25 protein-coding genes are annotated in these 22,355 nt (G+C 71.1%); 12 read left to right on the top strand and 13 right to left on the bottom strand.

Translation table 11 applies throughout. The features are described 5' to 3' along the window. Positions 1-207: 207 nt before the first annotated feature. Positions 208-909 (top strand): hypothetical protein, encoded by a 702-nt coding sequence (locus tag ABZ857_RS26925; protein WP_357047503.1) that lies wholly within the window; start codon positions 208-210, stop codon positions 907-909. Positions 910-915: 6 nt separating this feature from the next. Here the strand turns inward: ABZ857_RS26925 and disA are convergent, their stop codons facing one another. From disA to ABZ857_RS26890, 7 genes are all read right to left on the bottom strand, one after another. Beyond that, a complete protein-coding gene (gene disA / locus ABZ857_RS26920; protein ID WP_357047500.1) occupies positions 916-2,004 on the bottom strand; it encodes a DNA integrity scanning diadenylate cyclase DisA in 1,089 nt (362 codons plus the stop codon). Positions 2,005-2,207: 203 nt separating this feature from the next. Continuing rightward, complete coding sequence (gene radA, locus ABZ857_RS26915; RefSeq protein WP_357047497.1) at positions 2,208-3,635, bottom strand: DNA repair protein RadA; 1,428 nt, start codon at positions 3,633-3,635, stop codon at positions 2,208-2,210. 68 nt (positions 3,636-3,703) lie between these two features. Continuing rightward, entirely contained in the window at positions 3,704-4,351 is a 648-nt protein-coding gene (locus ABZ857_RS26910) for an SRPBCC family protein (protein WP_357047495.1), read from the bottom strand. Beyond that, positions 4,348-4,773 (bottom strand): metalloregulator ArsR/SmtB family transcription factor, encoded by a 426-nt coding sequence (locus ABZ857_RS26905; RefSeq protein WP_357047492.1) that lies wholly within the window; start codon positions 4,771-4,773, stop codon positions 4,348-4,350. Before ABZ857_RS26905 ends, ABZ857_RS26910 begins: the two co-directional genes overlap by 4 nt. Positions 4,774-4,845: 72 nt before the next feature. After that, the gene (trxA, locus tag ABZ857_RS26900; RefSeq protein WP_357047489.1) at positions 4,846-5,160 is read right to left on the bottom strand and encodes a thioredoxin; all 315 of its coding nucleotides are present in this window, start codon (positions 5,158-5,160) and stop codon (positions 4,846-4,848) included. Continuing rightward, the gene (locus tag ABZ857_RS26895) at positions 5,157-5,537 is read right to left on the bottom strand and encodes a MerR family transcriptional regulator (RefSeq protein ID WP_357047486.1); all 381 of its coding nucleotides are present in this window, start codon (positions 5,535-5,537) and stop codon (positions 5,157-5,159) included. Before ABZ857_RS26895 ends, trxA begins: the two co-directional genes overlap by 4 nt. Before the next feature lie 91 nt (positions 5,538-5,628). Beyond that, on the bottom strand, positions 5,629-6,327 hold the full coding sequence (locus ABZ857_RS26890) for a class I SAM-dependent methyltransferase (protein WP_357047483.1): 699 nt from the start codon (positions 6,325-6,327) through the stop codon (positions 5,629-5,631). Positions 6,328-6,490: 163 nt separating this feature from the next. Here ABZ857_RS26890 and ABZ857_RS26885 point away from each other — a divergent pair, with 163 nt between their 5' ends. The 7 genes from ABZ857_RS26885 (at position 6,491) to ABZ857_RS26855 (ending at position 13,855) form a co-directional block, all read left to right on the top strand. Beyond that, entirely contained in the window at positions 6,491-7,306 is an 816-nt protein-coding gene (locus ABZ857_RS26885; RefSeq protein WP_357047480.1) for a sugar phosphate isomerase/epimerase, read from the top strand. Continuing rightward, positions 7,303-8,139, top strand: a complete 837-nt coding sequence (locus tag ABZ857_RS26880) for a methyltransferase domain-containing protein (RefSeq protein WP_357047477.1) — start codon at positions 7,303-7,305, stop codon at positions 8,137-8,139. Before ABZ857_RS26885 ends, ABZ857_RS26880 begins: the two co-directional genes overlap by 4 nt. Beyond that, positions 8,136-8,753 (top strand): TetR family transcriptional regulator, encoded by a 618-nt coding sequence (locus tag ABZ857_RS26875; protein WP_357047474.1) that lies wholly within the window; start codon positions 8,136-8,138, stop codon positions 8,751-8,753. Before ABZ857_RS26880 ends, ABZ857_RS26875 begins: the two co-directional genes overlap by 4 nt. 224 nt (positions 8,754-8,977) lie before the next feature. After that, complete coding sequence (locus ABZ857_RS26870) at positions 8,978-11,080, top strand: (Fe-S)-binding protein (protein ID WP_357047471.1); 2,103 nt, start codon at positions 8,978-8,980, stop codon at positions 11,078-11,080. A 159-nt stretch (positions 11,081-11,239) separates the two neighbouring features. Further along, entirely contained in the window at positions 11,240-12,124 is an 885-nt protein-coding gene (locus ABZ857_RS26865) for a hypothetical protein (protein ID WP_357047468.1), read from the top strand. After that, a complete protein-coding gene (locus ABZ857_RS26860) occupies positions 12,121-13,200 on the top strand; it encodes a glycosyltransferase (protein WP_357047465.1) in 1,080 nt (359 codons plus the stop codon). The genes ABZ857_RS26865 and ABZ857_RS26860 overlap by 4 nt, the downstream gene beginning before the upstream one ends. Positions 13,201-13,303: 103 nt before the next feature. Then, positions 13,304-13,855 (top strand): hypothetical protein, encoded by a 552-nt coding sequence (locus tag ABZ857_RS26855; RefSeq protein WP_357047463.1) that lies wholly within the window; start codon positions 13,304-13,306, stop codon positions 13,853-13,855. Between the two features lie 192 nt (positions 13,856-14,047). Here the strand turns inward: ABZ857_RS26855 and ABZ857_RS26850 are convergent, their stop codons facing one another. Further along, on the bottom strand, positions 14,048-14,638 hold the full coding sequence (locus ABZ857_RS26850; RefSeq protein ID WP_357047461.1) for a TetR/AcrR family transcriptional regulator: 591 nt from the start codon (positions 14,636-14,638) through the stop codon (positions 14,048-14,050). 66 nt (positions 14,639-14,704) lie between these two features. Between ABZ857_RS26850 and ABZ857_RS26845 the strand changes: the two genes are divergently transcribed. Both ABZ857_RS26845 and ABZ857_RS26840 read left to right on the top strand, forming a co-directional pair. Further along, positions 14,705-15,472, top strand: coding sequence for a glucose 1-dehydrogenase (locus tag ABZ857_RS26845; protein ID WP_357047458.1), 768 nt, complete (start codon positions 14,705-14,707; stop codon positions 15,470-15,472). Next, positions 15,439-16,662 (top strand): Cmx/CmrA family chloramphenicol efflux MFS transporter, encoded by a 1,224-nt coding sequence (locus tag ABZ857_RS26840; RefSeq protein WP_357047455.1) that lies wholly within the window; start codon positions 15,439-15,441, stop codon positions 16,660-16,662. The genes ABZ857_RS26845 and ABZ857_RS26840 overlap by 34 nt, the downstream gene beginning before the upstream one ends. Positions 16,663-16,696: 34 nt before the next feature. On the opposite strand, the gene ABZ857_RS26835 is transcribed toward ABZ857_RS26840, so the two are convergent. Next, the gene (locus tag ABZ857_RS26835; protein WP_357047452.1) at positions 16,697-17,284 is read right to left on the bottom strand and encodes a TetR/AcrR family transcriptional regulator; all 588 of its coding nucleotides are present in this window, start codon (positions 17,282-17,284) and stop codon (positions 16,697-16,699) included. A gap of 75 nt (positions 17,285-17,359) precedes the next feature. On the opposite strand from ABZ857_RS26835, the gene ABZ857_RS26830 reads away from it, so the two are divergent. Next, positions 17,360-18,346 (top strand): alpha/beta hydrolase, encoded by a 987-nt coding sequence (locus ABZ857_RS26830; RefSeq protein ID WP_357047449.1) that lies wholly within the window; start codon positions 17,360-17,362, stop codon positions 18,344-18,346. A 37-nt stretch (positions 18,347-18,383) separates the two neighbouring features. Here the strand turns inward: ABZ857_RS26830 and ABZ857_RS26825 are convergent, their stop codons facing one another. Then, entirely contained in the window at positions 18,384-18,767 is a 384-nt protein-coding gene (locus ABZ857_RS26825) for an STAS domain-containing protein (RefSeq protein WP_357047446.1), read from the bottom strand. Between the two features lie 68 nt (positions 18,768-18,835). After that, a complete protein-coding gene (locus tag ABZ857_RS26820; protein WP_357047443.1) occupies positions 18,836-19,951 on the bottom strand; it encodes a PP2C family protein-serine/threonine phosphatase in 1,116 nt (371 codons plus the stop codon). An 81-nt stretch (positions 19,952-20,032) separates the two neighbouring features. Here ABZ857_RS26820 and ABZ857_RS26815 point away from each other — a divergent pair, with 81 nt between their 5' ends. Then, positions 20,033-20,314 (top strand): metal-sensitive transcriptional regulator, encoded by a 282-nt coding sequence (locus ABZ857_RS26815; protein WP_182900666.1) that lies wholly within the window; start codon positions 20,033-20,035, stop codon positions 20,312-20,314. Positions 20,315-20,443: 129 nt separating this feature from the next. Here ABZ857_RS26815 and ABZ857_RS26810 read toward each other — a convergent pair whose 3' ends face one another. After that, complete coding sequence (locus tag ABZ857_RS26810; protein ID WP_167538777.1) at positions 20,444-20,605, bottom strand: hypothetical protein; 162 nt, start codon at positions 20,603-20,605, stop codon at positions 20,444-20,446. 174 nt (positions 20,606-20,779) lie between these two features. Further along, positions 20,780-22,225 carry a hypothetical protein gene (locus ABZ857_RS26805; protein ID WP_357047440.1) on the bottom strand — a complete coding sequence of 482 codons (1,446 nt, stop codon included), beginning with the start codon at positions 22,223-22,225 and terminating at the stop codon, positions 20,780-20,782. Positions 22,226-22,355 lie beyond the last annotated feature (130 nt).

The raw sequence follows: 22,355 nt of genomic DNA, 5'->3' as shown, positions 1-22,355 counted from the left end.
GAGCGAAGCGACCAAGCGCGACGAGGGAAGACATCGGATAAGAGCGCCCCGATGAGCGAAGCGGGGAACACCGAGCGAGCCGGAGGGGCGCGCCGCCGATCGTACGGCGCGCGATTGCGCAAAGACCCGGCGAGGCTGTGATCTGGGAAAGGACAAGGTTCAGCGAGCCGTTACCTCTGACCCGCCAGGGCTCTCCATACTGTGCGTATGGATCCGGACACATTCCGTGGTGACGTGGGCGTCGAGGGCGCGGACGTCTACTGGCGCCGCCGGGTGTCGGTGCTCACGGGGATGCTCGTCGTGGTGGCGGTCGTGGCGTGGGCGTGCAGCAGCGCGTCCGGACGGCCGGACGAGACCGCCGCCGCCGTCAAGGCGACGCCCTCCGACCGGCTGGTCGTCTCGCTGCCCGCCGGCCTGGCTCCGAAGACGCCCGCCGGAGCCTCCGCCGCCGCGCCGGGGCAGCCGTCGCCGTCCGCCTCCGCGGGAGTCTCGCCCTCGCCCGGCAAGCCGCGTCGCCCCGGTGACCCCTGCGACGAGAAGGACCTCGTGCTCGCGCTGCAGACCGGTCAGGACGCGTACGGCAAGGGTGTCACGCCGAGCTTCCTGCTGACGGTCGTGAGCACGGGCAAGGTCGAGTGCACGGTGGACGTCGGTCCGCGCACGCTGGAGATGCGGGTGCTGTCGGGCGGCGAGCGCGTGTGGTCGACGGCCGACTGCGTGGCGGGCGACGGTGTGGACAGGCAGTTGCTGGAGCGCGGCATCCCCTACGTCCGCTCGATCCGGTGGGACCGCCACCGGTCGGGGAGCACGTGCGCAGGCAAGCGGTCGCCCGCCGACCCGGGCACGTACGTCGCGACCGCGCACTCGGGCCGGCTGAAGAGCCCGAAGGTCGTCTTCCACCTGCGCTGACGAGACCTACAGGTAGCGCTCCAGGATGGACGACTCGGCGAGCCGGGACAGGCCCTCGCGGACGCTGCGCGCCCGGGTCTCGCCCACGCCGCCGACGGCCTGGAGGTCGTCGGTGCTGGCCGCGAGCAGCTTCTGCAGGCCGCCGAAGTGGCTCACGAGCCGGTCGACGATCGCCCCGGGCAGGCGGGGGACCTTGGTGAGCAGCCGGAAGCCGCGTGGGCTGACCGGCGTGTCGAGCGCGTCGCCGCCGTGGTGACCGAGGATCTGGGCCACCTTCGACAGGTCGAGCAGGTCGCCGGAGGACAGCTCGTCCAGCTCCCGCATCGCGTCGGCGTCCCCGTACGGCCGCGCGCCGAGCGAGCCGGGCGCGTAGTCGCGGATGATCTGCACCCGGTCGGTCTCCACGCCCGCGAACAGCTCGTCGAGCTGGAGGGACAGCAGACGCCCGTCGGTGCCGAGCTCGACGACGTATCCCTCGATCTCCCGGGCGATGCGGCGGACCATCTCCAGGCGCTGGACGACGACGGCCACGTCGCGGACCGTGACGAGGTCCTCGATCTCCAGGGCCGACAGGTTGCCGGAGACCTCGTCGAGCCGCTTCTTGTAGCGTTCGAGCGTCGCCAGGGCCTGGTTGGCCTTGGACAGGATCGCGGCCGACTCTTCCAGCACGTAGCGGATGCCGTCGAGGTAGAGGGCGATGATCCGCATCGACTTGCTGATCGCGATGACCGGGAGCGAGGTCTGCTTGGCCACGCGCTGCGCCGTGCGGTGCCGGGTGCCGGACTCGTCGGTGGGGATGGCCGGGTCGGGCACGAGGTGCACGGCGGCCCGCACGATCCTGAGGTGGGCCGTGTCGAGCACGATCGCGCCGTCCATCTTGGCCAGCTCGCGCAGGCGGGTCGCGGAGAACTCGACGTCGAGTGTGAACCCGCCGGTGCAGATGTCTTCGACCGTGCGGTCGTACCCGAGGACGATCAGGCCGCCGGTGTGGCCGCGCAGGATGCGCTCCAGCCCGTCACGCAGCGCCGTCCCCGGGGCGAGCGCGGCGAGCACGGCCCTTCTGCGGTCGTCGATCGCCTTGTCGTTGTCCAGCACATGCACCCCAGTGGGCTCGCCCGGTCGTATCCGTCAGATCGTCTTCCTGCCGATCCCCTGTTGCGGCGAGGTCCGCGAGGCGCGCCGCGGACGGCCCTGTGAAGCCCCTCGGGGGCGCGGGGGCGAGGCCACGGCCGACGGGGCAGGCCACAGAGTTTACCGGCGTGACGAGGTGCTCACCGGTGTCACGACCGATCACCTTGTCATCTCATGAGGTTGAGCGCGTCCCACACGTTCTCCACCTCCGTGACCTCGAAGCCCGGCGCGAACGGCGTCGTACGGCCGGCCGGTGAGCGCAGCGCCACGAGGCGGCCGCGGCTCGCCGACGCCTCCAGGCGCGGGCCCTCCTCCTCCAGCGAGCCGGAGGGCACCAGCGCCCTGGTGAAGCCGAGCCGGGCCGCCTCGGCCAGCCGCCGCCGGACGTCCCGCACGGGCCGCAGTTCGCCGGCCAGGCCGACCTCGCCCAGCGCGACGAGCCCGGCGGGCAGGGCCTGGTCGCCGGCCGCACTGACGACCGACAGCATCAGCGCGAGGTCCACGGCCGGGTCGGTCAGGCGGATCCCGCCCACGGTCGCCGTGAAGACGTCGCACTTGCCGATCTTGGCGTGGAGCCGCCGCTCCATGACGGCGAGCACCATCGCCACCCGATAGGAGTCGAGGCCGGAGGACGTGCGGCGGGGCTGGGGGGCCTCGGTCGGGCCGACCAGGGCCTGCAACTCGGCCGGGATCGGCCGGGTGCCCTCGATGGTCACGGTGACGCAGGTGCCCGGCACCGGCTCGGGATGGCGGGAGACGAACAGCCCGCTGGGGTCGGTGATCCCGGTGATGCCGCGCTCGTGCAGGTCGAAGCAGCCCACCTCGTCGATCGGGCCGAACCGGTTCTTCACCGCGCGCACCATGCGCAGCCGCGAGTTGCGGTCGCCCTCGAAGTGGAGCACGACGTCCACCAGGTGCTCCAGCACCCGGGGCCCGGCGATCGTGCCGTCCTTGGTCACGTGGCCCACGAGCACCGTGGACATGGCCCGCTCCTTGGCGAGGCGGACCAGGTTGCCGGCGACCTCCCTGACCTGGGTCACACCGCCGGGCACCCCGGTCGCGTCGGCCGAGCCGATCGTCTGGACCGAGTCGACGATGAGCAGGCTCGGCTGCACCTTCTCGACGTGCGCCACCAGGGCGGACAGGTCGGTCTCGGCGGCGAGGTAGAGCCTGTCCTCGATCGCGCCGATGCGGTCGGCGCGCATGCGCACCTGGGCGGCCGACTCCTCGCCGGTCACGTAGAGGACGGTCTCGCCCCGCGCGGTGCGGGCGGCGGCCTCCAGCAGCAGCGTCGACTTCCCGATGCCCGGCTCTCCCGCCAGCAGCACGACCGCGCCCGGGACGAGGCCGCCGCCGAGCACGCGGTCGAGTTCGGGGACTCCGGTCGTCCGCGCGCTGACGACCTCGGCCTTCACCTGGCCGATCGGGACGGCGGGGGCGGAGACCGCGCCCGGCTTGACGACGTGGACGCCCTGCCGGGCCCCGGCCTCCTCGACCGTGCCCCACGCCTGGCACTCCCCGCACCTGCCGACCCACTTGACCGTGGTCCAGCCGCACTCGCCGCACCGGTACGCCGGTTTCGCTGCCTTGCTCACGTGCGGGAGGTTACCGGCCGCCGCCGACAATCAGACCCGGAAGCGCCACCGCCGGAGACGCCGGAGAACTAGTTCTCCGGCGTCTCCGGCTTCTCCGGCACGTAGAAGGCGGTGGTGCCCGCGACCGCGGAGGTGACCACGTCGTCCGGCGCGCCGGAGGCCCGGTACGCCTCGCCCCACAGGTCGCTGCTGAGCCTCATGAGCTCCCGTGCCTCCTCCGACTGCTCCCACGCCGAGGGGTCGTCGATCATGTCGCCGCGCAGGTGCAGCCCGAGCCCGAGCAGCGCCAGGTCCCAGCCGACGCCCGTGGCCCCCGGCCCGAACCGGTCCCAGAACTCCGGCGGCACCACGGCGACGTGCTCCAGCTCGAACACGGTGCGTCCGTCGTCCTCCGGGCTCAGCCGCACCTCGACCTCGCTGAAGCCGGGGTTCTCGCCGAACAGCCAGCTCACCCGGAGCAGCCGCGGCGGCTCGCAGCGCAGGATCTCCCCGCCCGCGTTGCCCTGGAGCTGGTAGTGGCCGCCGAGCTTCAGCTCGCCGCTCACCGGAAGGAACCAGCGGCTGATCCGCTCGGGATCGGTGCAGGCGTCCCACACGTCCTCGACGTCGGCGTCGTAGGTGCGCCGCAGCAGCACCGTACGGGCCTCGCCTTCCGGCAGGTCGCGCGCGCCGACCGCGCGGTGGGCTTGGTTGATCAGGTCGATGAAGTCGCTCATGGCCGCTCTTCCTCGTCGGTCCGTTCGTCCTGGGCTGCGTGAGGGGCTGCGTGATGGGCAGCGTGGTGGGCAGCGCCGCCGCCGTGCCGCCGTCCGAGCCGCCGCTCCCGTTTCCCCCGCGCCAGTTCCGTGCCGAGCGCGTCGAGCCGCTGCTCCCAGAAGCCGCGGAACCGCTCCAGCCATGCGTCGACCTCCCGCAGAGGCTCGGGTTCGACGGCGTACAGCCGCCGCGTGCCCTCGGCCCGTACGGACGTCAGCCCGGAGTCGCGGAGCACCCGCAGGTGCTGGGAGACCGCCGGCTGTGAGATCCCGAACTCGGCGCGGATGACCGAGGTGAGCGCGCCCGACGTCTGCTCGCCTTGGGAGAGCAGCTCCAGGATCCGGCGTCGCACCGGGTCCCCCAGCGCGTCGAATGCGTGCACGCAGCACACTATGCCGAAGGCCGCTTATAAAAGTCAATGCTTATATAAGCGGCCCTCGGTGCTGGGGGGAACTCAGAAGTGACCGTCGAGGTCGGCGAGCAGCAGGCGCTTGGGCTTGGCGCCCACGATCTGCCGCACGATCTCGCCGCCCTGGTAGAGGTTCAGCGTGGGGAAGCTCATCACGCCGTAGCGCCGGGCGATCTCCGGGTGGTCGTCGGCGTTGAGCTTGGCGACCGTGAGGCGGTCGCCGTACTCGGCGGCGATCTCCTCCAGGATCGGGGCGATCATCTTGCACGGCGGGCACCAGTCGGTCCAGAAGTCCACCAGCACGGGCTTGCCGCTGCGCAGCACCTGCTGGTCGAAGTTCTCCGCGGTCAGCGTGATCATGACTCTCCTCGTCGTGATAGCAGGCAGCCGGGGCAGGCCTCGGCGAACTGGGCGGCCACCTCGGAGCGGCGGGCCAGCAGGTCGCGGATCTGCCGGTCGATCTCGGCGAGCTTGCGCCGGTAGACGGCGACCGACTCGGGGCAGGAGCCCCCGGACGGGTGCCCGGACCGCAGGCAGTCCACGAACGGGCGGGCGTCCTCCAGCGTGAAGCCGACCGACATCAGCTCCCGGATCTCGGTGACGATCCGGACGTCCGACTCGTCGTACTCGCGATATCCGTTCGCCGAGCGGCGCGAGCGGATGAGCCCCCGCTGCTCGTAGTAGCGCAGTGCCCGCGTGCTCACGCCCGCGCGCCGGGCCAGCTCGCCGATCCGCATCGGCCTCCTCCTCGGCCTCGTCCGCCCGCTTCGGCCCTGTACTGGACACGACGGTAAAGCTTGACGTCGGTGACAAGGTCAAGCCGGGGGCTCAGAATTCCCGCCACCGCAGGACGTTCGGGTAGGGGATCTCCAGGCCCTCGACCTCTCGCAGCGCGGCGTCGGCCACCTCGGGCGTGAACTCGATGCGCAGCACCGCCTCCAGGTCGGCCCTGGACCGGAACGTCATCCGCAGGTCCAGCTCCTCGCGCCGCCAGCCCTGGCGTGACCAGAAGCGTTCCACGGCCTCGGGGGAGTAGGCCGGCAGCGTCCGGCGGAACCAGCGGCCGAACGCCCCGCGTGAGGCGTCCAGGTCCACCACGAAGGCCGCGCCGCCCCGGCGTAGCACCCGTCCCAGCTCGCGCAGACCCGGCTCGCAGCCGGGTCCGAAGAAGTAGGCCCAGCGCGCGATCGCCACGTCGGCGGACGCGTCGGGGAGGGGCAGCGCCTGCGCGGTGCCCGTGCGCACCGAGACGTTGGGCAGCGACGCGCAGCGGGCGGCGGCCCCGGCGGCCAGGCCGCCGTGCGGCTCCACCCCCACGACCCGCCCGGCGGACGCGGCCAGCTCGGGCAAATGGAAGCCGCTGCCGCAGCCGATCTCGACCACGGTCGCGCCGTCCCAGGGCCGTACGGCCCGCATCGCCGCCTCGGCCGCGCCCGCGGGTCCCACGGCGAGGTTCTCCAGCTCGTAGATCTGGGGAGTGTTCCAGATGTTCGGACTGGGTACGGCCCCGCTCACGATCCGTGCCATGCGCCCCACATTAGTTCGCGACCTTGGGTAGTTGATTGTGGCGAAGCGGCGCGGGGCGCGGGTGCGGCTTAGGCTGGATCCGTGAACGGGCGCAGGGAGCGAACGGACGGCCACGGCCACGGGACTGGAACGTGCCCGTGGGCCGCCAGGGGAGGCTGGCCTCATGAGTGACATCCGCGTGCCCAGCGGCAAGGTGGCGCTGTCGACGGCGTCGGTGTACCCGGAGCGTACGCCGGACGCCTTCGAACTGGCCGCCCGGCTCGGGTACGACGGCGTAGAGATCATGGTGGGACAGGACCCGGTCAGTCAGGACGTCGAAGTCCTCGAACGGCTGCGCGACCACTATGAGATCCCGATCCTGGCCGTGCACGCGCCCTGCCTGCTGGTGACCCAGCGGGTGTGGGGCCGCGACCCGTGGATGAAGCTGCGCAGGGCCCGCGAGGCGGCCGAGCGGCTGGGCGCGCAGACCGTCGTGGTCCACCCGCCCTTCCGCTGGCAGCGTGACTACGCCAGGGAGTTCGAGAAGGGCCTGGCCCGGATGCGCGAGGAGACCGACATCGTCTTCGCGGTGGAGAACATGTTCCCGCTGCGGGCCAGGGGCAACGAGGTCGTGCCGTACGCGCCGGACTGGAACCCCATCGACTACGACTTCCCCGACGTGACGCTCGACCTGTCCCATACGGCGGTGTCCGGGTCCGACGCGATGGAGATGGCGACCAAGCTGGGCGAGCGGCTGGCCCACCTGCACCTGGCCGACGGGGTGGGCACCACCAACAAGGACGAGCACCTGGTGCCCGGCCGCGGGTCGCAGCCCTGCGGCCCGCTCCTGGAACGCCTGGCCGGCAACGGTTACCGCGGCCTGATCGTCCTGGAGATCAACACGCGCAAGGCCACCAGCCGCACCGAGCGGATCGAGGACCTGACCGAGGCGCTCGCCTTCGCCAGGCTCCACTTCGCCGCCTCCTCGACGGCCTCATGAACGAACGGCTCGCGGACAGCCACCGGGTCTTCGACCGCGTCTCCGAGGAGTACGACACGGCCAGGCCGCACTACCCGGAGGCCCTCTATCTCGCGCTGGAGACCCTGTCGGGGGTACGGCTGGCCGGGGCGACCGTGATCGACGTCGGAGCGGGCACGGGCATCTCGGCCCGGGGCCTGCTCGACCGCGGCGCCCGGGTCGTCGCCGTGGACCGCGGCGAGCGGATGCTGGCCCGCCTGCGCGCCCGTACGGACTGCCCGGCCCTGCTGGCCGACGGGAACGACCTGCCCTTCCGCGCGGGCGCGGCCGACCTGGTGACGTACGCCCAGTCGTGGCACTGGCTCGACCCGGCGCTGTCGGTGGCCGAGGCCGTACGGGTGCTCAGGGCCGGCGGTGTGACCGGGGACGGTGTGATCGCGGGCGCCGGTGTGATCGGGGGCGGCGGCGCGGTCGCGGGCTGGTGGAACACCGTGGACCCCGGCAAGGCGGACTGGCTGGCGGCCAACCAGGTGCGGCTCGCCGAGTCGTGCCCCGGCTACATCGGGCCCGTGCTGCCCGGATGGAGCATGCCGCCGATCGCCGCGGCCATGTCCGACGCGGGACTCGCCGTGGCCGAGACCTGGATCGACTGGACCAGGTCGGTGCGGCTGGAGGACTTCCTGACCGACCTGCGCTCCCACTCGTACATGGCCAGGATGGAGGTCGACGTGGTGACGGAGTTGCTCGCCCGGGAGCGCGCCGAACTCGGCCGCGTCTTTCCCGACGGGCGGCTGACCGTCCCCATGCGCGTGTATCTCGCAGTGGGCCGTAAAGGTCAGCGGGGAGCGACGTGACGACGGAGGTGCCGGAGGTCTCGGGCGGCAGGCGGCGACCGGGGCGGCGGCCCGGCCGGCGTCCGGGCTCGGCGGACACCCGCGGCGAGATCCTGGCCGCGGCGCGCAGGGTCTTCGCGGAGAAGGGGTTCGACAAGGCGACGATCCGCGGCATCGCCCGCGAGGCCGGTGTCGATCCCGCTCTGGTCCACCACTACTTCGACAGCAAGGAGGGGATGTTCGTCGCGGCCATGCGGCTGCCGATGGACCCCTCGGAGGTGCTTCCCCTCATCCTGTCCGGGCCGCGTGAGGAGGTCGGCGAGCGCCTCGTCCGCTTCATCCTGACGATTACGGCGGACCCGGCGGCCAGGGAGCCGCTGCTGGGGCTGGTGCGGACGGCGATGGTGAACGAGCAGGCCGTCGGCATGGTCCGGGAGTTCTTCACGACGGCCGTCCTGGGCCGGGTGGCCGAGGCGCTGGACGTTCCGCCGCTGCGGATGCAGGCCGCCTTCGCGCAGTTGTTCGGCGTGGTGATGACGCGCTACATCCTCCGGTTCGAACCGCTGGCCTCCGCCGACGTCGAGGAGATCGTCGCGCTGGTGGGCCCCACCATGCAGCGTTACCTGGCCGGATAGATTAGGCCGCCCCTCTCGTACCCTCTTATAGAGCTTTGTTCTACTATCGTGCCGTCGGCGGGAAACGCAGTGACAAGTGCCACTCGCCGAGCGTGAGGCAGGATAAGTTACTCGCCGGTACCATTCGGGAAGCGTAGGCGTTATCCACAGGGCGGGACTCGACCGCCCCCGCGGGGGCGCCGCGCCCGTACGCTGGCCGCCGACGTTCGACTTGGGAGGGACTCGTGCTCTGGGTAGCGATTGTGGGCCTCGTCGCGACCGCCGTTGCGGTCGCGCTGGCGGGCCGTCGCGTGCTGTTCCTCTATCGGCTGGCCACCAGCGGGCAGCCGGCCCCGGAGCGTATCGAGTACGCCAAGGAGCACGCCGGCGCCGAGATCAAGGCCCAGCTGGTGGAGGTCTTCGGCCAGCGCAAGCTGCTGAAGTGGACCCCGTCCGGCACCGCCCACTTCTTCGTCATGTGGGCGTTCTTCATCCTGCTGACCGTCTACATCGAGGCGTACGGCGCGATCATCCAGGGTGCGATCACCGGGCACTCGGACTTCCACATCCCGCTCATCGGGACCTGGCCGGTGCTGGGTTTCCTGCAGGACTTCATCGCGATCGCCTGTCTGGTCGGGCTGGTCGCGTTCACCGCCATCCGGATCAAGAACTCGCCGAAGAAGCTGGGGCGCGGCTCCCGGTTCTCCGGTTCCCACCTGGGCGGGGCCTGGCTGGTCCTGTTCATGATCTTCAACATCATCTGGACGCTGTTCCTCGCCCGGGGCGCCGCGGCCGCCAACGGTAACCTCCCCTACTCCTCGGGCGCCTTCGCCAGTATCGGGATCGGGAAGATCCTGCCGGACAGCGAGCTGCTGGAGCAGATCGCCCTGCTGCTGCACATCGGCTTCATGCTGGTGTTCCTGGTCATCGTGGTGAACAGCAAGCACCTGCACATCTTCACCGCACCGTTGAACGTGCTGTTCTCCCGCCGCCCCGACGGCCTGGGCCCGGCCCAGCCGATGCGCAGCGGTGGCAAGGTGCTCGACTTCGAGGAGGCCGACCCCGAGGTCGACGTGTTCGGCCGCGGCAAGATCACCGACACGACCTGGAAGGGCTTCCTCGACTTCTACACCTGCACCGAGTGCGGCCGCTGCCAGTCCCAGTGCCCGGCGTGGAACACCGACAAGCCGCTGTCGCCCAAGATGCTCATCCTCGACCAGCGCGACCACGCCTTCGCGATCGCGCCGTACCTGCTGGCGGGGGAGAAGGAGAAGGAGAGCTTCCCCGAGGACGTGCTGGCCCTGCTCGACAAGCCGCTGGTGGGCGAGGACGGGGTCATCCACCCCGACGTCCTGTGGTCGTGCACCAACTGCGGCGCCTGCGTCGAGCAGTGCCCGGTCGACATCGAGCACATCGACCACATCCTCGACATGCGCCGCTACCAGGTGATGATCGAGTCGTCGTTCCCGTCCGAGGCGGGCGTGATGCTCAAGAACCTGGAGAACAAGGGCAACCCGTGGGGCATGTCCGAGATGAAGCGCGCCGAGTGGATCGAGGAGTTGGACTTCGAGGTCCCGATCATCGACTCGACAATGCCCGAGGACGTCGAGTATCTGTTCTGGGTCGGGTGCGCCGGCGCGCTGGAGGACCGGGCCAAGAAGACCACCAAGGCCGTGGCGGAGCTGCTGCACATCGCCGGGGTGAAGTTCGGCGTGCTCGGCCCGATGGAGGCGTGCACCGGCGACCCGGCCCGCCGGTTGGGCATGGAGTTCCTGTTCAACATGCTCGCCCAGCAGAACATCGAGACCCTCAACGAGGCGGGGGTCAAGAAGATCGTGGCCACCTGCCCGCACTGCTTCAACACCCTGGCCAACGAGTATCCGCAGCTCGGCGGCACCTACGAGGTCGTGCACCACACCCAGTTGCTGGCGCATCTGGTGGAGGAGGGCAGGCTCACCCCGATCACGCCGATCGAGGAGAAGATCACCTACCACGACCCGTGCTTCCTCGGCCGCCACAACAAGGTGTACGCCCAGCCGCGCGACATCATGGCCAAGGTGCCCGGCGTCCAGGCGCAGGAGATGCACCGCTGCAAGGACCGCGGATTCTGCTGCGGCGCCGGCGGCGCGCGCATGTGGATGGAGGAGCGCATCGGAAAGCGCATCAACACCGAGCGCGTGGACGAGGCGCTGACCACCGATCCCGACACCGTCTCCACCGCCTGCCCGTTCTGCCTCGTGATGCTCGGCGACGCGATCAACGAGAAGAAGAACGCCGGTCAGGCCAAGGAGTCGCTCGAGGTCGTGGACGTCGCCCAGCTCCTCATCAAATCCATCAAGCAGGGGTAAAGCAACCTTTGCTGCGGTTGTGAACTATTCGTGGAAATCACTGGTCAAGGCGATGGAATGAACGGTGTTTCACAGAAGAGTGACAAAGGCTTTCTCCACATAACAGGAAAATCACGGTAACCTCAACGTTGGCTCAATCGACGGGGAGGGGGCTGGACGGTGGGTGTGGTCGTCACCGACGCGGAGGTCACCCTGGCGGACGTCCTCTCCCTGCGTCTGGCCATCGCCGAGCCGCTGGCGGACGGCACCCGCCTGGTCCTGCGGCGACGCGGCACGGCTGAGGAACGCCGGGTGACGCTCGGCGCCTCCGGCGGGCGCACGAGGGACGCCAGTGTGGCGGTCTCCCTCGCTCCCCTCGACCTCGGCCCCGGCCGCTGGGACGCCTACCTCGAACAGGACGGCGTCCGCGCCCGTATGCAGAGCGTCGATCCCGGGTTCTCGCTCGACCGCCTCGACGCGTACGCGCTGGGCCGGCGGACCCTGGCCTACCGGGCCTACCGCACCCGCAACGGATTCCTGTCCCTGAAGATAGATTCGGCGGAGCCGGTCGCCGATGTCCGCGCGGTGTGGTTCCGCGAGGGGCGCTTCGAGGTGACCGGGCTGCTGGCCTACACCGGCCTGGACGACGACGACCAGCACCGCCACGCCACGCTCGCGCTGCGCCGCAACGATCCGGGCCGCAACGACCCGAGCTACAGCGACCCGAGCTACAGCGACCCGAGCCACAGCGATTCGAGCCGCAACGATCCGGGTCACAGCGATCCGGCCGCGACCGTGCGGGTCGCCGCCACCGTCCAGGGGGTCCGGTTCCACGCCGCGCTCTCGCTGTGCGACGTGCTGGCCGCCACCCCCGACTCGCAGGGCTCCTGGGAGCCTTACCTGGAGGTGGACGGCGTCGACCGCGCGATGCCGCTGGGCGCCAGGCTTGACGACGTCGAGGGCAAACGGCGCCGTGTCCACTATCCCCACACGCTTGTGGACGGCGTGCCGATCCGGCCCAGCTTCACTCCCGGCGACGAGCTGCTGCTGGAGGTGGGAGCGTGAGGATCGCGTTCCTGCTCCCCTCGGCGTACGGCATGCGCGGCGACGTGCGGGCGATGCTGAACCTCGCGGGAGGGCTGGCCTCGCGGCACGAGGTTGAGGTCGTGAGCGTCCGGCGCACCAGGGAGACGCCGTTCTTCCCGGTCGACCGCCGGGTGACGCTGCGCTGGCTCGTGGACGCCCGGCCCGGTGTCCATCACCTGCTGCCCCGGGGACAGGTGCGCACCGAGGTGGCGCTCTGGCGGATGCTGCGCGGTCTGAGTGCCGACGTGCTGGTCACCACCCGGCCGTCGCTGAGCGTGCAGGCCGCCCGGTATGCCCCGCGGGACGTCGTCCGCATCGCGCGGGAGTGGAGCAGGCCGTCGGTGCCGGGCCCGGTGCGCCGCTTCTATCCCCGCCTCGACGCCGTGGTGGCCAGCACCGCCGGCCGGCGGGACGAGTGGGTGCGGCTGCTCGACGACGACCTGTCGGTCCACGTCATCCCCGACGCCCTGCCCGCGGCGCCCTGGCCGCGCTCCCGCATGGACAACCGGATCGTCAGCGCCGGGGGCAGGCTGGTGCCCGGGAAGTCGTACGACCAGCTCGTGCGCGCCTTCGCGATCGTCGCCGACAAGCGGCCCGACTGGCGGCTGCGGTTGTATGGCGGGGGCCCGGAGGAGCGGCGGCTGCGCGCCCTCGTCCGCGACCTCGACCTGCACAACCACGTGTATTTCATGGGCACCACCCCCGACCTGCCCGGCGAGTTCGCCAAGGCGTCCATCGTCGCGGTGCCGTCGCGGCACGAGGTGCTGGGCATGACCGTCATCGAGGCGCTGAGCTGCGGGGTGCCGGTCGTGGGTTTCGCCGGATCACGGGGGCCCGCCGAGTTCCTCCGTCCGGGCCGCGACAGCGTGCTGGTCCAGGAGGGGGAGGGCGGCGACGCCGAGTCGCTCGCCTGCGCGCTGCTCACCCTCGTCGACGACGAACGCCGCCGCATGAAGCTGGCGGCCGGGGCGCTGGAGACCGCGTCCGCTCACGCCGCGCCGGCCGTCGCGGTCCGCTGGGAGGAGCTCATGTACGGCCTGCGCTCCCGCCCCTGACCCGCCACGTCCGCGAGGGGGTCACAACCGGATCACAAGGGCCTGTCGTGATGCTGTGATCCCGTAGAAACGATGTTGATCGTGGAAATCGGGAGGGAGCGGCATGACGAACAGGGTTGCGCGCCTGGGGCGTTCCGCGATGGTGACGGCTCTCGCCGTGGGCGCCGCGCTGGGTGTCACGCTGGGCGGCGCCGCGTCCGCGAGCGCGGCGGAGAGCACAGCGGCGGAGAGCGTGGCGGGCAGCGCGGCCGTGCGGCTGGGGCCGTACGGCTACGGCGGCGTGAAGCTGGGGATGAGCGCCAAGCAGGCCCAGAAGACCGGCGAGATCGTCAAGAAGTCCGGCGGCGAGGGCTGCTCGGGCTGGGACCTGAAGGCGCACCCGACAGGCAAGGACGCGGTCGGCCTGTTCATCTCCAAGAAGCGCGGCGTGGCCGCGATCTTCGCACCCAAGGGGGTCAGGACTCCCGAGGGCATCGGAATCGGCTCCACCATGAAGCAACTGAAGAAGGTTTACCCTCACCTCAGGACGGCCGCCAGCGGATACCCCGTGACCACGGTCCCCGGAAACGGCAAGGCCAACTACTCCTTCCTGCTGTCCCACGGCAAGGTGTACGAGCTGGCCCTGAGCCTCAAGAACCAGGACTGCTTCAACTAGGTCGGGTCCCGTGATCTTTCCAAAGATCACGGGACACTCGTCGGTGCCTCGCCCCCGACGCCACGGCGACCGGCGGTGGGCGACGGCGACGGGCGACGGCGGCGGACTCGTCAGCGCGGAGCTCCGTCCGGTCGAAGGCGCCGAGTAGATCGCCCGATCACTCGCCGATCAGGCCAGTGCGGGCCTGACGGTTCACGGCCACGCGCCCAGCGCGATCCGTGTGACGCGCTCGAGTTCGGTCCTGTGCACGCCGTCACGGGCGGCCTGAGCGATCCCGCTCAGCATCGACATCGTGTAGTGGGCCAACGACTGTGCTTCGGTGCCGGCGGGAAGCTCGCCGGAGGCGATGTCGGCCCGGATCTTGTCGGCGAACGCGGCGACCTTGGTTTCGCGGATGTGTCGCAGATGCGCCGCGACCTTCGCGTCGGGGGTGCCGGCGTCGCCGCTCACGATGAGGCATCCGGCGGGTAGTCCGCGGCGCGTGTAACGGGCCGGGGCTTCGGCGAACACGCGCGCGGCCGCTTGCTTGGCGGTGCGCTCCTCTGCGAGGGCGGCCTCGATGAACCCGCCGTACTCCTCGTCGTACACGCGGAGGGCTTCGGCGAAAAGCTGCCGCTTGTCGCCGAAGGCTTTGTAGAGGCTCGGAGCACCGATGCCGAGCTCTTTGGTGAGGTCCCGTACCGAGGTGGCCTCATAGCCTCGGCGCCAGAACAGCCGGATCGCCTTGTCCAGGGCTGCGTCCCGGTCGAAGGAGCGGGGACGTCCACGCGTCGTCGAGGCCACGAACGCATTCTATAGCGGTCGTTAGCTAATGTGCTATCGTCCCTTTGTGTAACGACCGCTAGAGAAATGGGCGTGTTGACGATGGGCTCACTGGCAGGCAAGACGGCGTTGGTGACCGGTGCGGGGCGGGGGATCGGCCGGGCGATCGCACTCCGGCTGGCTCGTGATGGTGCCCGGGTCTGCGTGCATTACGGCAGCAGTGCCGAGGCCGCCGCGCGAACCGTCAAGACGATCGTCGACGGTGGTGGCCAGGCTTTCGCCATCCAGGCCCGGCTGGGAGTCCCGGGTGATGCCGAGGCGGTGTGGGCGGCGTTCGACGAGCACGCCGACGGTGTGGACATCCTGGTCAACAACGCAGGCGTCCTGGGCGGCCGGATCCCCTTCTCCGAGGTCGGCGAGGCGACCTATGACGAGGTATTCGCGGTCAACACCAAGGCGCCGTTCTTCCTCGCCCAGCACGGCCTGTCGCGGCTCCGCCACGGTGGCCGGATCGTCAACGTCTCCACCCGGTTCACCCACGGCTCGCGCATCCCGGAACTGATGGCGTACGCGATGTCGAAGGCGGCGATCGACTCCCTGACGGCGACCCTGGCCAAGGAGCTCGGCCCGCGTGGGATCACGGTCAACGCCGTCGGGCCCGGCGCGACCAACACCGACATGAACACTTCGAGACTCGCGACGGAGGAGGGGCGCGCCGCGGTCGCCGCTCTGTCCCCGCTGAACCGAGTCGCACAGCCGGAGGACATCGCCGACATCGTCGCCTTCCTCGCCTCCGAAGACGCGCGATGGGTGACGGGGCAGTGGATCGACGCGAGCGGCGGGTCGATGCTGTGATGCCGGTCTCGGTCCTGATCATCGGATTCGCGATCTTCGCGCAGGGCACCAGTGAGCTGATGCTCGCCGGCCTGCTGCCGGAGCTCGCGACCGATCTTGGTGTCACGATCCCGCAGGCAGGGCTGCTGATCTCCGGCTTCGCGCTCGGCATGCTCGTCGGCGCGCCGGCCTCGGCGATCCTGACGCTGCGCTGGCCACGCAAACGCGCCATGATCGCCTTCCTGGCGATCTTCGTGCTCGCCCACGTCGTGGGCGCGCTGACTTCGAGCTACGCCGTGCTGTTCGCTGCCCGGTTCGCCGGCGCCTTCGTCTATGCCGGGTTCTGGGCCGTCGGCGGCAGCACCGCCATGGCACTCGTCCCACCCGACAGGCGCGGACGTGCGATGAGCATGGTCGCCGGCGGTCTCACTGTCGCTACCGTCATCGGTCTGCCCGCCGGGACATGGATCGGTCAGAACCTCGGCTGGCGAGGAGCGTTCTGGGGTGTCGCCGTGCTTGCCGCCGTGGCCATGCTCGCCGTGCTCGCCAAGGTGCCCGACCTCCGCCACGCGACCACGCCACGGGTCCGCGACGAGCTGCGCGGCCTCGCCGTACCGAGGCTGTGGCTGTCTTACGCCATGACGGCGGTCTCGACTGCCGCGCTGCTGGGCACTTTCTCGTACCTGGGGGCCATGCTTGTCGACACCACCGGTCTCGACGCCGACTGGGTGCCCGCGGTTCTGCTCACGTACGGTATCGGCGCCCTGCTCGGCATCGCGGTCGGCGGACGCGCCGCTGACCGCCGGCCCCTCGGCATCCTCGCTGCCGGCTTCACCGGGCTGTTGATCACTTCGATCGCGCTCGCGCTCACTGCGGCGCATCCGATCCCCGTTGTGATCTTGGTGGTGCTGCTCGGACTGGCCGGGTTCGGCACCAACCCGGCGCTCAACTCGCGGGTCTTCAGAATCGCCCCGGCGGCACCGACACTGGCGGTTGCGGGGAACACCTCGGCGTTCAACGTCGGCATCAGCGTCGGCCCGTGGCTCGGCGGGGTCGCGCTCACCGCAGGGCTCGGCTACCCGGCGGTGGCGTGGATCGGTGGGTGCCTCGCCGTCGTCACGTTGGCGCTGCTCGCCATCGAGACGAGGCTCGCACGGGCTCATCGCTTCACGGTGCCGCACGGAGATCGGCAATACTGCGCCGCCCTCTGAACGCCTCGGGGCCGCAGCTCTCACCCGGCTCCCGCTACTCCTCTCCGCGGCCGTCCTTGGCCCCGGCGAAGTGCGGCACAACCATCTCGGCGAGTGCGTCGACGTCGGCCTCGGCCATCGGCTCGCCGGTCATGCCCATCCGGTGCAGCAAGGTTCCGACGACGACGTCGATGAAGAGCAGGACCCGGTGCTCCGGCTCGCCGAGCGCGTCCTGCAGCGCGAGCCGGTACGGGTCCTGGAATCGCGCGGACAGGACCTCGCGCAGGGCCGGATCGCTGACGGCGTCACTGAACACGCCCGCGAACGCGTCGCCCACCCCGGGCTCGCCGATCTTCGCCGCGATCCAGTAGATGACCGAGGACATGAGCTCGGCTCGGCCGGCGCCCTCCAGCGGCACCGGGCCGAGCGCGTCGAGCAGGCAGTCCACGATCAGCACGCCCTTGGACGGCCAGCGACGGTAGATCGTCGTCTTCGCGACGCCGGCCTTGGCGGCGATGCGGTCGACGGTGGCACGCGCGTACCCGAGCTCCTGGATCGTGCTCAGCGTCGCGGCGAAGACCACGGCGTTGACGCCGGAGCGCGGGCGACCCGGTGGTCTGGCGGATGTTGCTGCTCGGCTCATGAGCACACCATAACTTTTTTCGCTACCATCGGTATCGATACCTGAGGTAGCGAAAATGTGCGCCGAGGAGGAAACGTGAGCGAGGTCACCGGCACGGAGCGGCCGCCGCTGGGCATTCGGGTGATGCACGCCCTGGGCAAGGAACCGGACTGGTTGGCGATGACGGCCGAGGAACTGGTCGCCTTACGCGACGCGGTGAACCGCAAGCGGGCGTCTCGTCTGGCGCGGCTGATCACCGGGTTTCCGGACCGCGGCGCCACGATCGAGTGGCAGGAGGTGGCGCTGCCCGGCCGCGGGCTCCGGGTCCGGGTGTACCGGCCGTCGCCAGGGCGTGGAGGCGGGCGCGGCGACCTGCCGCTCGTGCTCCACGTGCACGGAGGCGGGTTCGTGGGCACGGCGGTGCAGAGCGACTGGGTGAACAGCCACCTCGCCGTGCGGCTGCCCGCGGTCGTCGTCTCGGTCGAGCACCGCCTCCTCGACCGGGAGACTCCGCTGTCGGCGGCCGTCGACGACGGCTGGGACGTGCTCCGGCACGTGGTGCGGCACGCCGCGCAGTGGAAGGTCGACCCGGCACGGATCGCCGTCTTCGGTGAGAGCACCGGCTCGATGGTGACCGCCCTGGCGGCGATCCGGGCCAGGGAGGCCGGCCTGCTCCTGCGGGCGCAGGTGCTGGTCAACCCCGCTGTTGATCTGACCTCGGCGGGGTTCGAGCACGCCTCGATGAGGCGGCACGCCGACAGCCCGATGCTCACCATGCCGCAGATGCGGCTGTTCCAGCGGCTGGCCGTTCCGCCGGGAACGGATCCTCGCGCGCTGTCGCCCGTACATGCCGACGACCTGAGCGGGCTGGCCCCCGCGCTCGTGGTGGTGCCGACCGTTGATCCGGTCTCCGATCACGGCCGCTGCTACGCCGAACGACTGCGGGCGGACGGGACGCCCGCTCGGCTCGCCGAATATCCCGGAGCGACGCACGCGTTCCTCAGCATGCCGGGCGTGGTGCCGCAGGCCAGGGCCGCACGGGCGGAGATTGTCGAGTTCCTCCGGGAGGCCCTCACCGGGTGACGGCTCCGGCTGCCGAGGCGCGTGGTGGCGGGCCGGTTCAGTCGCCGGGCTCGCTGAGATACGCGGCGGCGGCGGTGACGGAGTCGTGGATCGGCAGTTCCGTGTCGAGGCCGGTGATCCGGAGCATCCGGGCGAAGCGCCCGTGGGCGCCGCTGAGCGCCAGACGCCCGCCGGCCGCCCTGACGGCGGTGAGGGCTCCCATGAGGACGCTCAGCCCGGTCGAGTCGCAGAACTTGAGTCCCTCGGCGTCGACCACGATCCGGGGCGGCGTGCGCAGCCCGACCGCCTCGGCCAGGCAGGCGCGCAGCGAAGGGGCGGAGCCCAGATCCAGGTCACCGAACATCCGGATGACGACGACGTCCTCGTCCAGAACGGTGAGCATGGAGAAGGCGTCGGGCTGTCCGTGCCTTCCCGGTTCCACTCGTGCTCGCCCCTGCTCACCTGGCCCTGCGGTCCGGCCGTCGCCTCACGACCCGCCGGAGCTGTCCGTCAATGATTGCACATGGCAAATGATGCCTGAGCCCGACGATCAGGCCGTTCTCTGCGGACGAGCAGCATGGCGGCGTCGTCCGGGACGGGGCCGCCGACGTGCGCGACCAGGTCGCGTTCCAGCAGGTCGAGGGCGACCTGCGGATCGTCGGCCCGGAGCAGGCGGGGCGCCCGGTCCTCCAGGGGATAGAAGGCCCCGCCCCGGTCGCGCGCCTCGATCACGCCGTCGGTGTAGAAGAGGATCTGGTCGCCTTCCCGGAACTGGCACCTGTACGGCTCCGGCCCGGCGGGGGCGAGCGCGGCCAGGCCGAGCGGCGGCGCCTCCTCGCCCGGTTCGAGCCGGTGGACACGGCCGTCGCCCGTGAGCAGCAGAGGCGGCGGGTGGCCGTAGTTGAGGAGCGAGATCTCGTACTCGCGCACTTCCGCGAGTATGGCGGTGACGAACTTCTCCCCGCCGAGCCGCCACGTGAGATGGTCCTCCAGGCACCGGCCGACATCGGCCAGCGCCGGCTCGTCGTAGGCGGCCTCCCGGAAGGCGCCGACCACCGAGGCGGCCGTCTCGACCGCGTCCAGGCCCTTGCCCTGCACGTCGCCGACGATCACCCGGACGCCGCCCGGCCCCCTGGCGATGTCGTACAGGTCCCCGCCGATGCGCGCGTCCACGGCGGCGGACGTGTAGGACAGGGCGATGCGCAGGTCTCCCGCGCGGCGGGGCACCGGGTGAAGCAACACGCGCTGGACCGCCTCGGCGACGAGGCGGACGTTCGCCAGCTTCCGCTCGCCCTCGGCCCGCAGGCGGCACGCCAGCATGGCCGCCGCGGTGACTCCGACGATCGCGACCAGCGTGACGGTGTTCTGCGGGCGGCAGAGCAGGCCGTCGTGGTAGGCCATCGGCACGGACAGGACGAGCGCGACCAGCCCGGCCAGCGCCGTGTCACGCACGCCGCCCGTCACCGCGGCCAGTGCGGGCCCGAGGGTCAGCAACGGCAGCAGGCCCAGGGACGGCCCGGCGATCATGTCGAGCACCACCACCGCCGCCATGGCGGCGAGCGGCAGCGTACGGAGGACATCCTGGGTTTCCATCCGCGACTCCAGCGCCGCTACGAGCCGGTCCACGGATGCATTCCCGGGACCGGTTGCCCTACCCTCCGTATCGGAGCGGTGCCGCAGAATACCGGTAACGGGTATCGTTGAAGGATGCACGGGTACAGCGCGGACAAGCAGGCCTACCTCACCCGCCTGCGCCGGATCGAGGGACAGATCCGCGGGCTGCAGCGGATGGTGGACGAGGAGGCCTACTGCATCGACATCCTCACCCAGGTCTCGGCCGCCACCCGCGCTCTCCAGGCGGTGGCGCTCGGCCTGCTGGAGGACCACATCGCCCACTGCGTCGCCGACGCCGTCAAGAGCGGAGGCCCGGAGGCCGGCGAGAAGGTGAAGGAGGCCTCGGCGGCCATCGCCCGGCTCGTCAGGTCGTGACGCTGATCGTCACCGCCGGTTCGTGACGGCCTGTCGACGACCGCCCGTCCGGGTGGCCCGATCATCCCGGTTGAGCAACCGCCCCGGGTCCCATTCGGGCGCCCGGGGCGGTCCGTGCTCTCAATGCCTTCAGCGGCTCGCCGAAGTCCGCAATCCGAGCGCGTTGTCGAGCTCTTCCAAGGTCAGTCGGTTCTCCGTGATGTTCACGGCCTCCAGCACCTCGGCGTAGAGCGCGATCTCGTCCAACGCGACACGGTCGTGGACCCGAGAGTCCAGGTCGTCGTGCCCCACCGCGTCGTCCTTCCTTCCGCAGCCCACACCCATCACGAGGTTACGTCCGGGTACCCTGCCGCGACATGGCCCATCGTGACCATTCCGTCCCGCATCCCTCGTCCCTCCGGGACCATTTCCCCGATACCGAGATCACAATTCGATGAAAAAGAAGGTGATGGGGGGAAGGGATTGCTAAAGCGGAGGTAACGACGAAATATCCGAATTGGAAGTTTCGAACAGCCAGCCGCCGGACTCGTCCAGGTCGGGCTTGCGCTCCGCCGCCTCCTGCGGGCGCGGGTCGTCCCGCTGGTGGATCAGGCACTCGACGACCGCGGAGCACACCGCGAAGCCCTCGGGCGGCGCGGGCGTGCCGGTCAGGGCGCACCAGGCCAGGCCGGTCGCGTACGCGGAGCCGAGCAGGGCGGCCGCCGTCCCCCGGTCGGGCGGGACCAGCCCCGGAGGCAGCTCGCCGCCGGCCGGCCAGCAGCCCCGCAGCGGATGGGTGGGCTCGGCGAGCGCGAGATAGAGAGCCTGCCGGAGTTCGTCGTCCATCCACGGGTAGAGCGCGGTGACCACCTGCGCGGTGCGCGAGCTGCCCGGCGCCGCCCAGGCGGGTTCGGACACGCCGCAGACGCCCGCCACGTCGGCGGCGAGCAGCGAGGCTGCCACGGCCCGCGGATCCATCCCGCGTGCGGCCGTGTAGCCCAGTGCCTCGACCAGGTCGTACAGGGTGTGCCGGAAGTGCTCGCCCGGCGCCCATTCGGGGAGCGTGGCCGGGACGAGGTGCGGCGGGCAGCGCGCCAGCCAGGCCTGCCGTACGGCGCCGCCGGGCATGGCGTGCTGGTCCAGCCAGGGGCTGCCGAGCAGCGGCTCGGCCATCGCGATCAGCGCGTCGGCGCGCGGCCGGAACCGGGGGTCGGCGCGCAGCACGGTGGCGGTCTCGGCCATCAGCCCGGCCAGGCGCAGGCCCGCCTCCCGCGCGCCGGAGCGCATCCGCTCGGCGTACAGGGCCACGAGCGCGTCGAGCGACCCCATGGGCAGCCAGCGCACCCAGTCGTCGCCGGGCAGGGGACGGGCCAGGAACTCGCCGAACATCGACAGCATGACCTCGTTGCCGTCGAAGGCGGGCGCGTAGGCGCACCACATGATCGTGCCCCACACGGCGGCCACCGTGGCGGCCACGTCGCGGGCGAAGACCTGCTGGTAGACGCTGCCGCCGAGGGGGAAGTCCTCCCGGCGCAGCCCGCGGTGGGCGAGCAGCAGCGCGCGGAGCCGCTCGGTGATCTCGTGCGGGACGTCCGGGCCGACGAACGCCTGCGTGGACCCGCGGTCGTACGCGAAGTCGGGGCCTGAGGGGATCAGCGCGGGCGGGATCGCGGTGCCCGGCGGACTCGGCCGGGCACCGGAACGGATCTCCGGGTGCAGCGGGGGCGCCGACAGGTGCCAGCGGCCGTCTACGCGGTCCAGGCGATACCAGCGGGCGTGCGCGCCGAACAGCCACCGGGCGCCGTCCGGAGTGACCAGCGCCCGCTGGGCCAGGGTGTGCGCCCGGGTGACCGGGGGAAGCAACGTCCACCTGGGGTCGCCGACGACGGCGCGCACGTCGCGCTCCATCGTCGTGAACCCGTCCCAGTACACGCGGCGGTGACTCCTCCGTCCTCTGGAGAGGACGGCTTCTCGCTCTCCCCGGTTGAGGCGGCCGGAGCAGGCGACGGCCAGACCCTGGCCGATGCCCCTCCGGAGCAAGCGAATGCCGGGACGAACTCCG

Origin of the sequence: Microbispora sp. NPDC046933, assembly GCF_040644635.1 — a bacterium.
Lineage (GTDB): Bacteria > Actinomycetota > Actinomycetes > Streptosporangiales > Streptosporangiaceae > Microbispora.
The sequence above is the reverse complement of the archived record's forward strand: the minus strand, read 5'-3'. Positions and strand labels throughout refer to the sequence as shown.

Bases quoted from the DNA above. Each gene is read 5' to 3' on its own strand.
- ABZ857_RS26925 (WP_357047503.1), top strand. From the start codon at position 208: ATGGATCCGGACACATTCCGTGGTGACGTGGGCGTCGAGGGCGCGGAC.
- ABZ857_RS26910 (WP_357047495.1), bottom strand. From the start codon at position 4,351: ATGAGCGACTTCATCGACCTGATCAACCAAGCCCACCGCGCGGTCGGC.
- trxA (WP_357047489.1), bottom strand. From the start codon at position 5,160: ATGATCACGCTGACCGCGGAGAACTTCGACCAGCAGGTGCTGCGCAGC.
- ABZ857_RS26895 (WP_357047486.1), bottom strand. From the start codon at position 5,537: ATGCGGATCGGCGAGCTGGCCCGGCGCGCGGGCGTGAGCACGCGGGCA.
- ABZ857_RS26890 (WP_357047483.1), bottom strand. From the start codon at position 6,327: ATGGCACGGATCGTGAGCGGGGCCGTACCCAGTCCGAACATCTGGAAC.
- ABZ857_RS26885 (WP_357047480.1), top strand. From the start codon at position 6,491: ATGAGTGACATCCGCGTGCCCAGCGGCAAGGTGGCGCTGTCGACGGCG.
- ABZ857_RS26880 (WP_357047477.1), top strand. From the start codon at position 7,303: ATGAACGAACGGCTCGCGGACAGCCACCGGGTCTTCGACCGCGTCTCC.
- ABZ857_RS26855 (WP_357047463.1), top strand. From the start codon at position 13,304: ATGACGAACAGGGTTGCGCGCCTGGGGCGTTCCGCGATGGTGACGGCT.
- ABZ857_RS26845 (WP_357047458.1), top strand. From the start codon at position 14,705: ATGGGCGTGTTGACGATGGGCTCACTGGCAGGCAAGACGGCGTTGGTG.
- ABZ857_RS26835 (WP_357047452.1), bottom strand. From the start codon at position 17,284: ATGAGCCGAGCAGCAACATCCGCCAGACCACCGGGTCGCCCGCGCTCC.
- ABZ857_RS26815 (WP_182900666.1), top strand. From the start codon at position 20,033: ATGCACGGGTACAGCGCGGACAAGCAGGCCTACCTCACCCGCCTGCGC.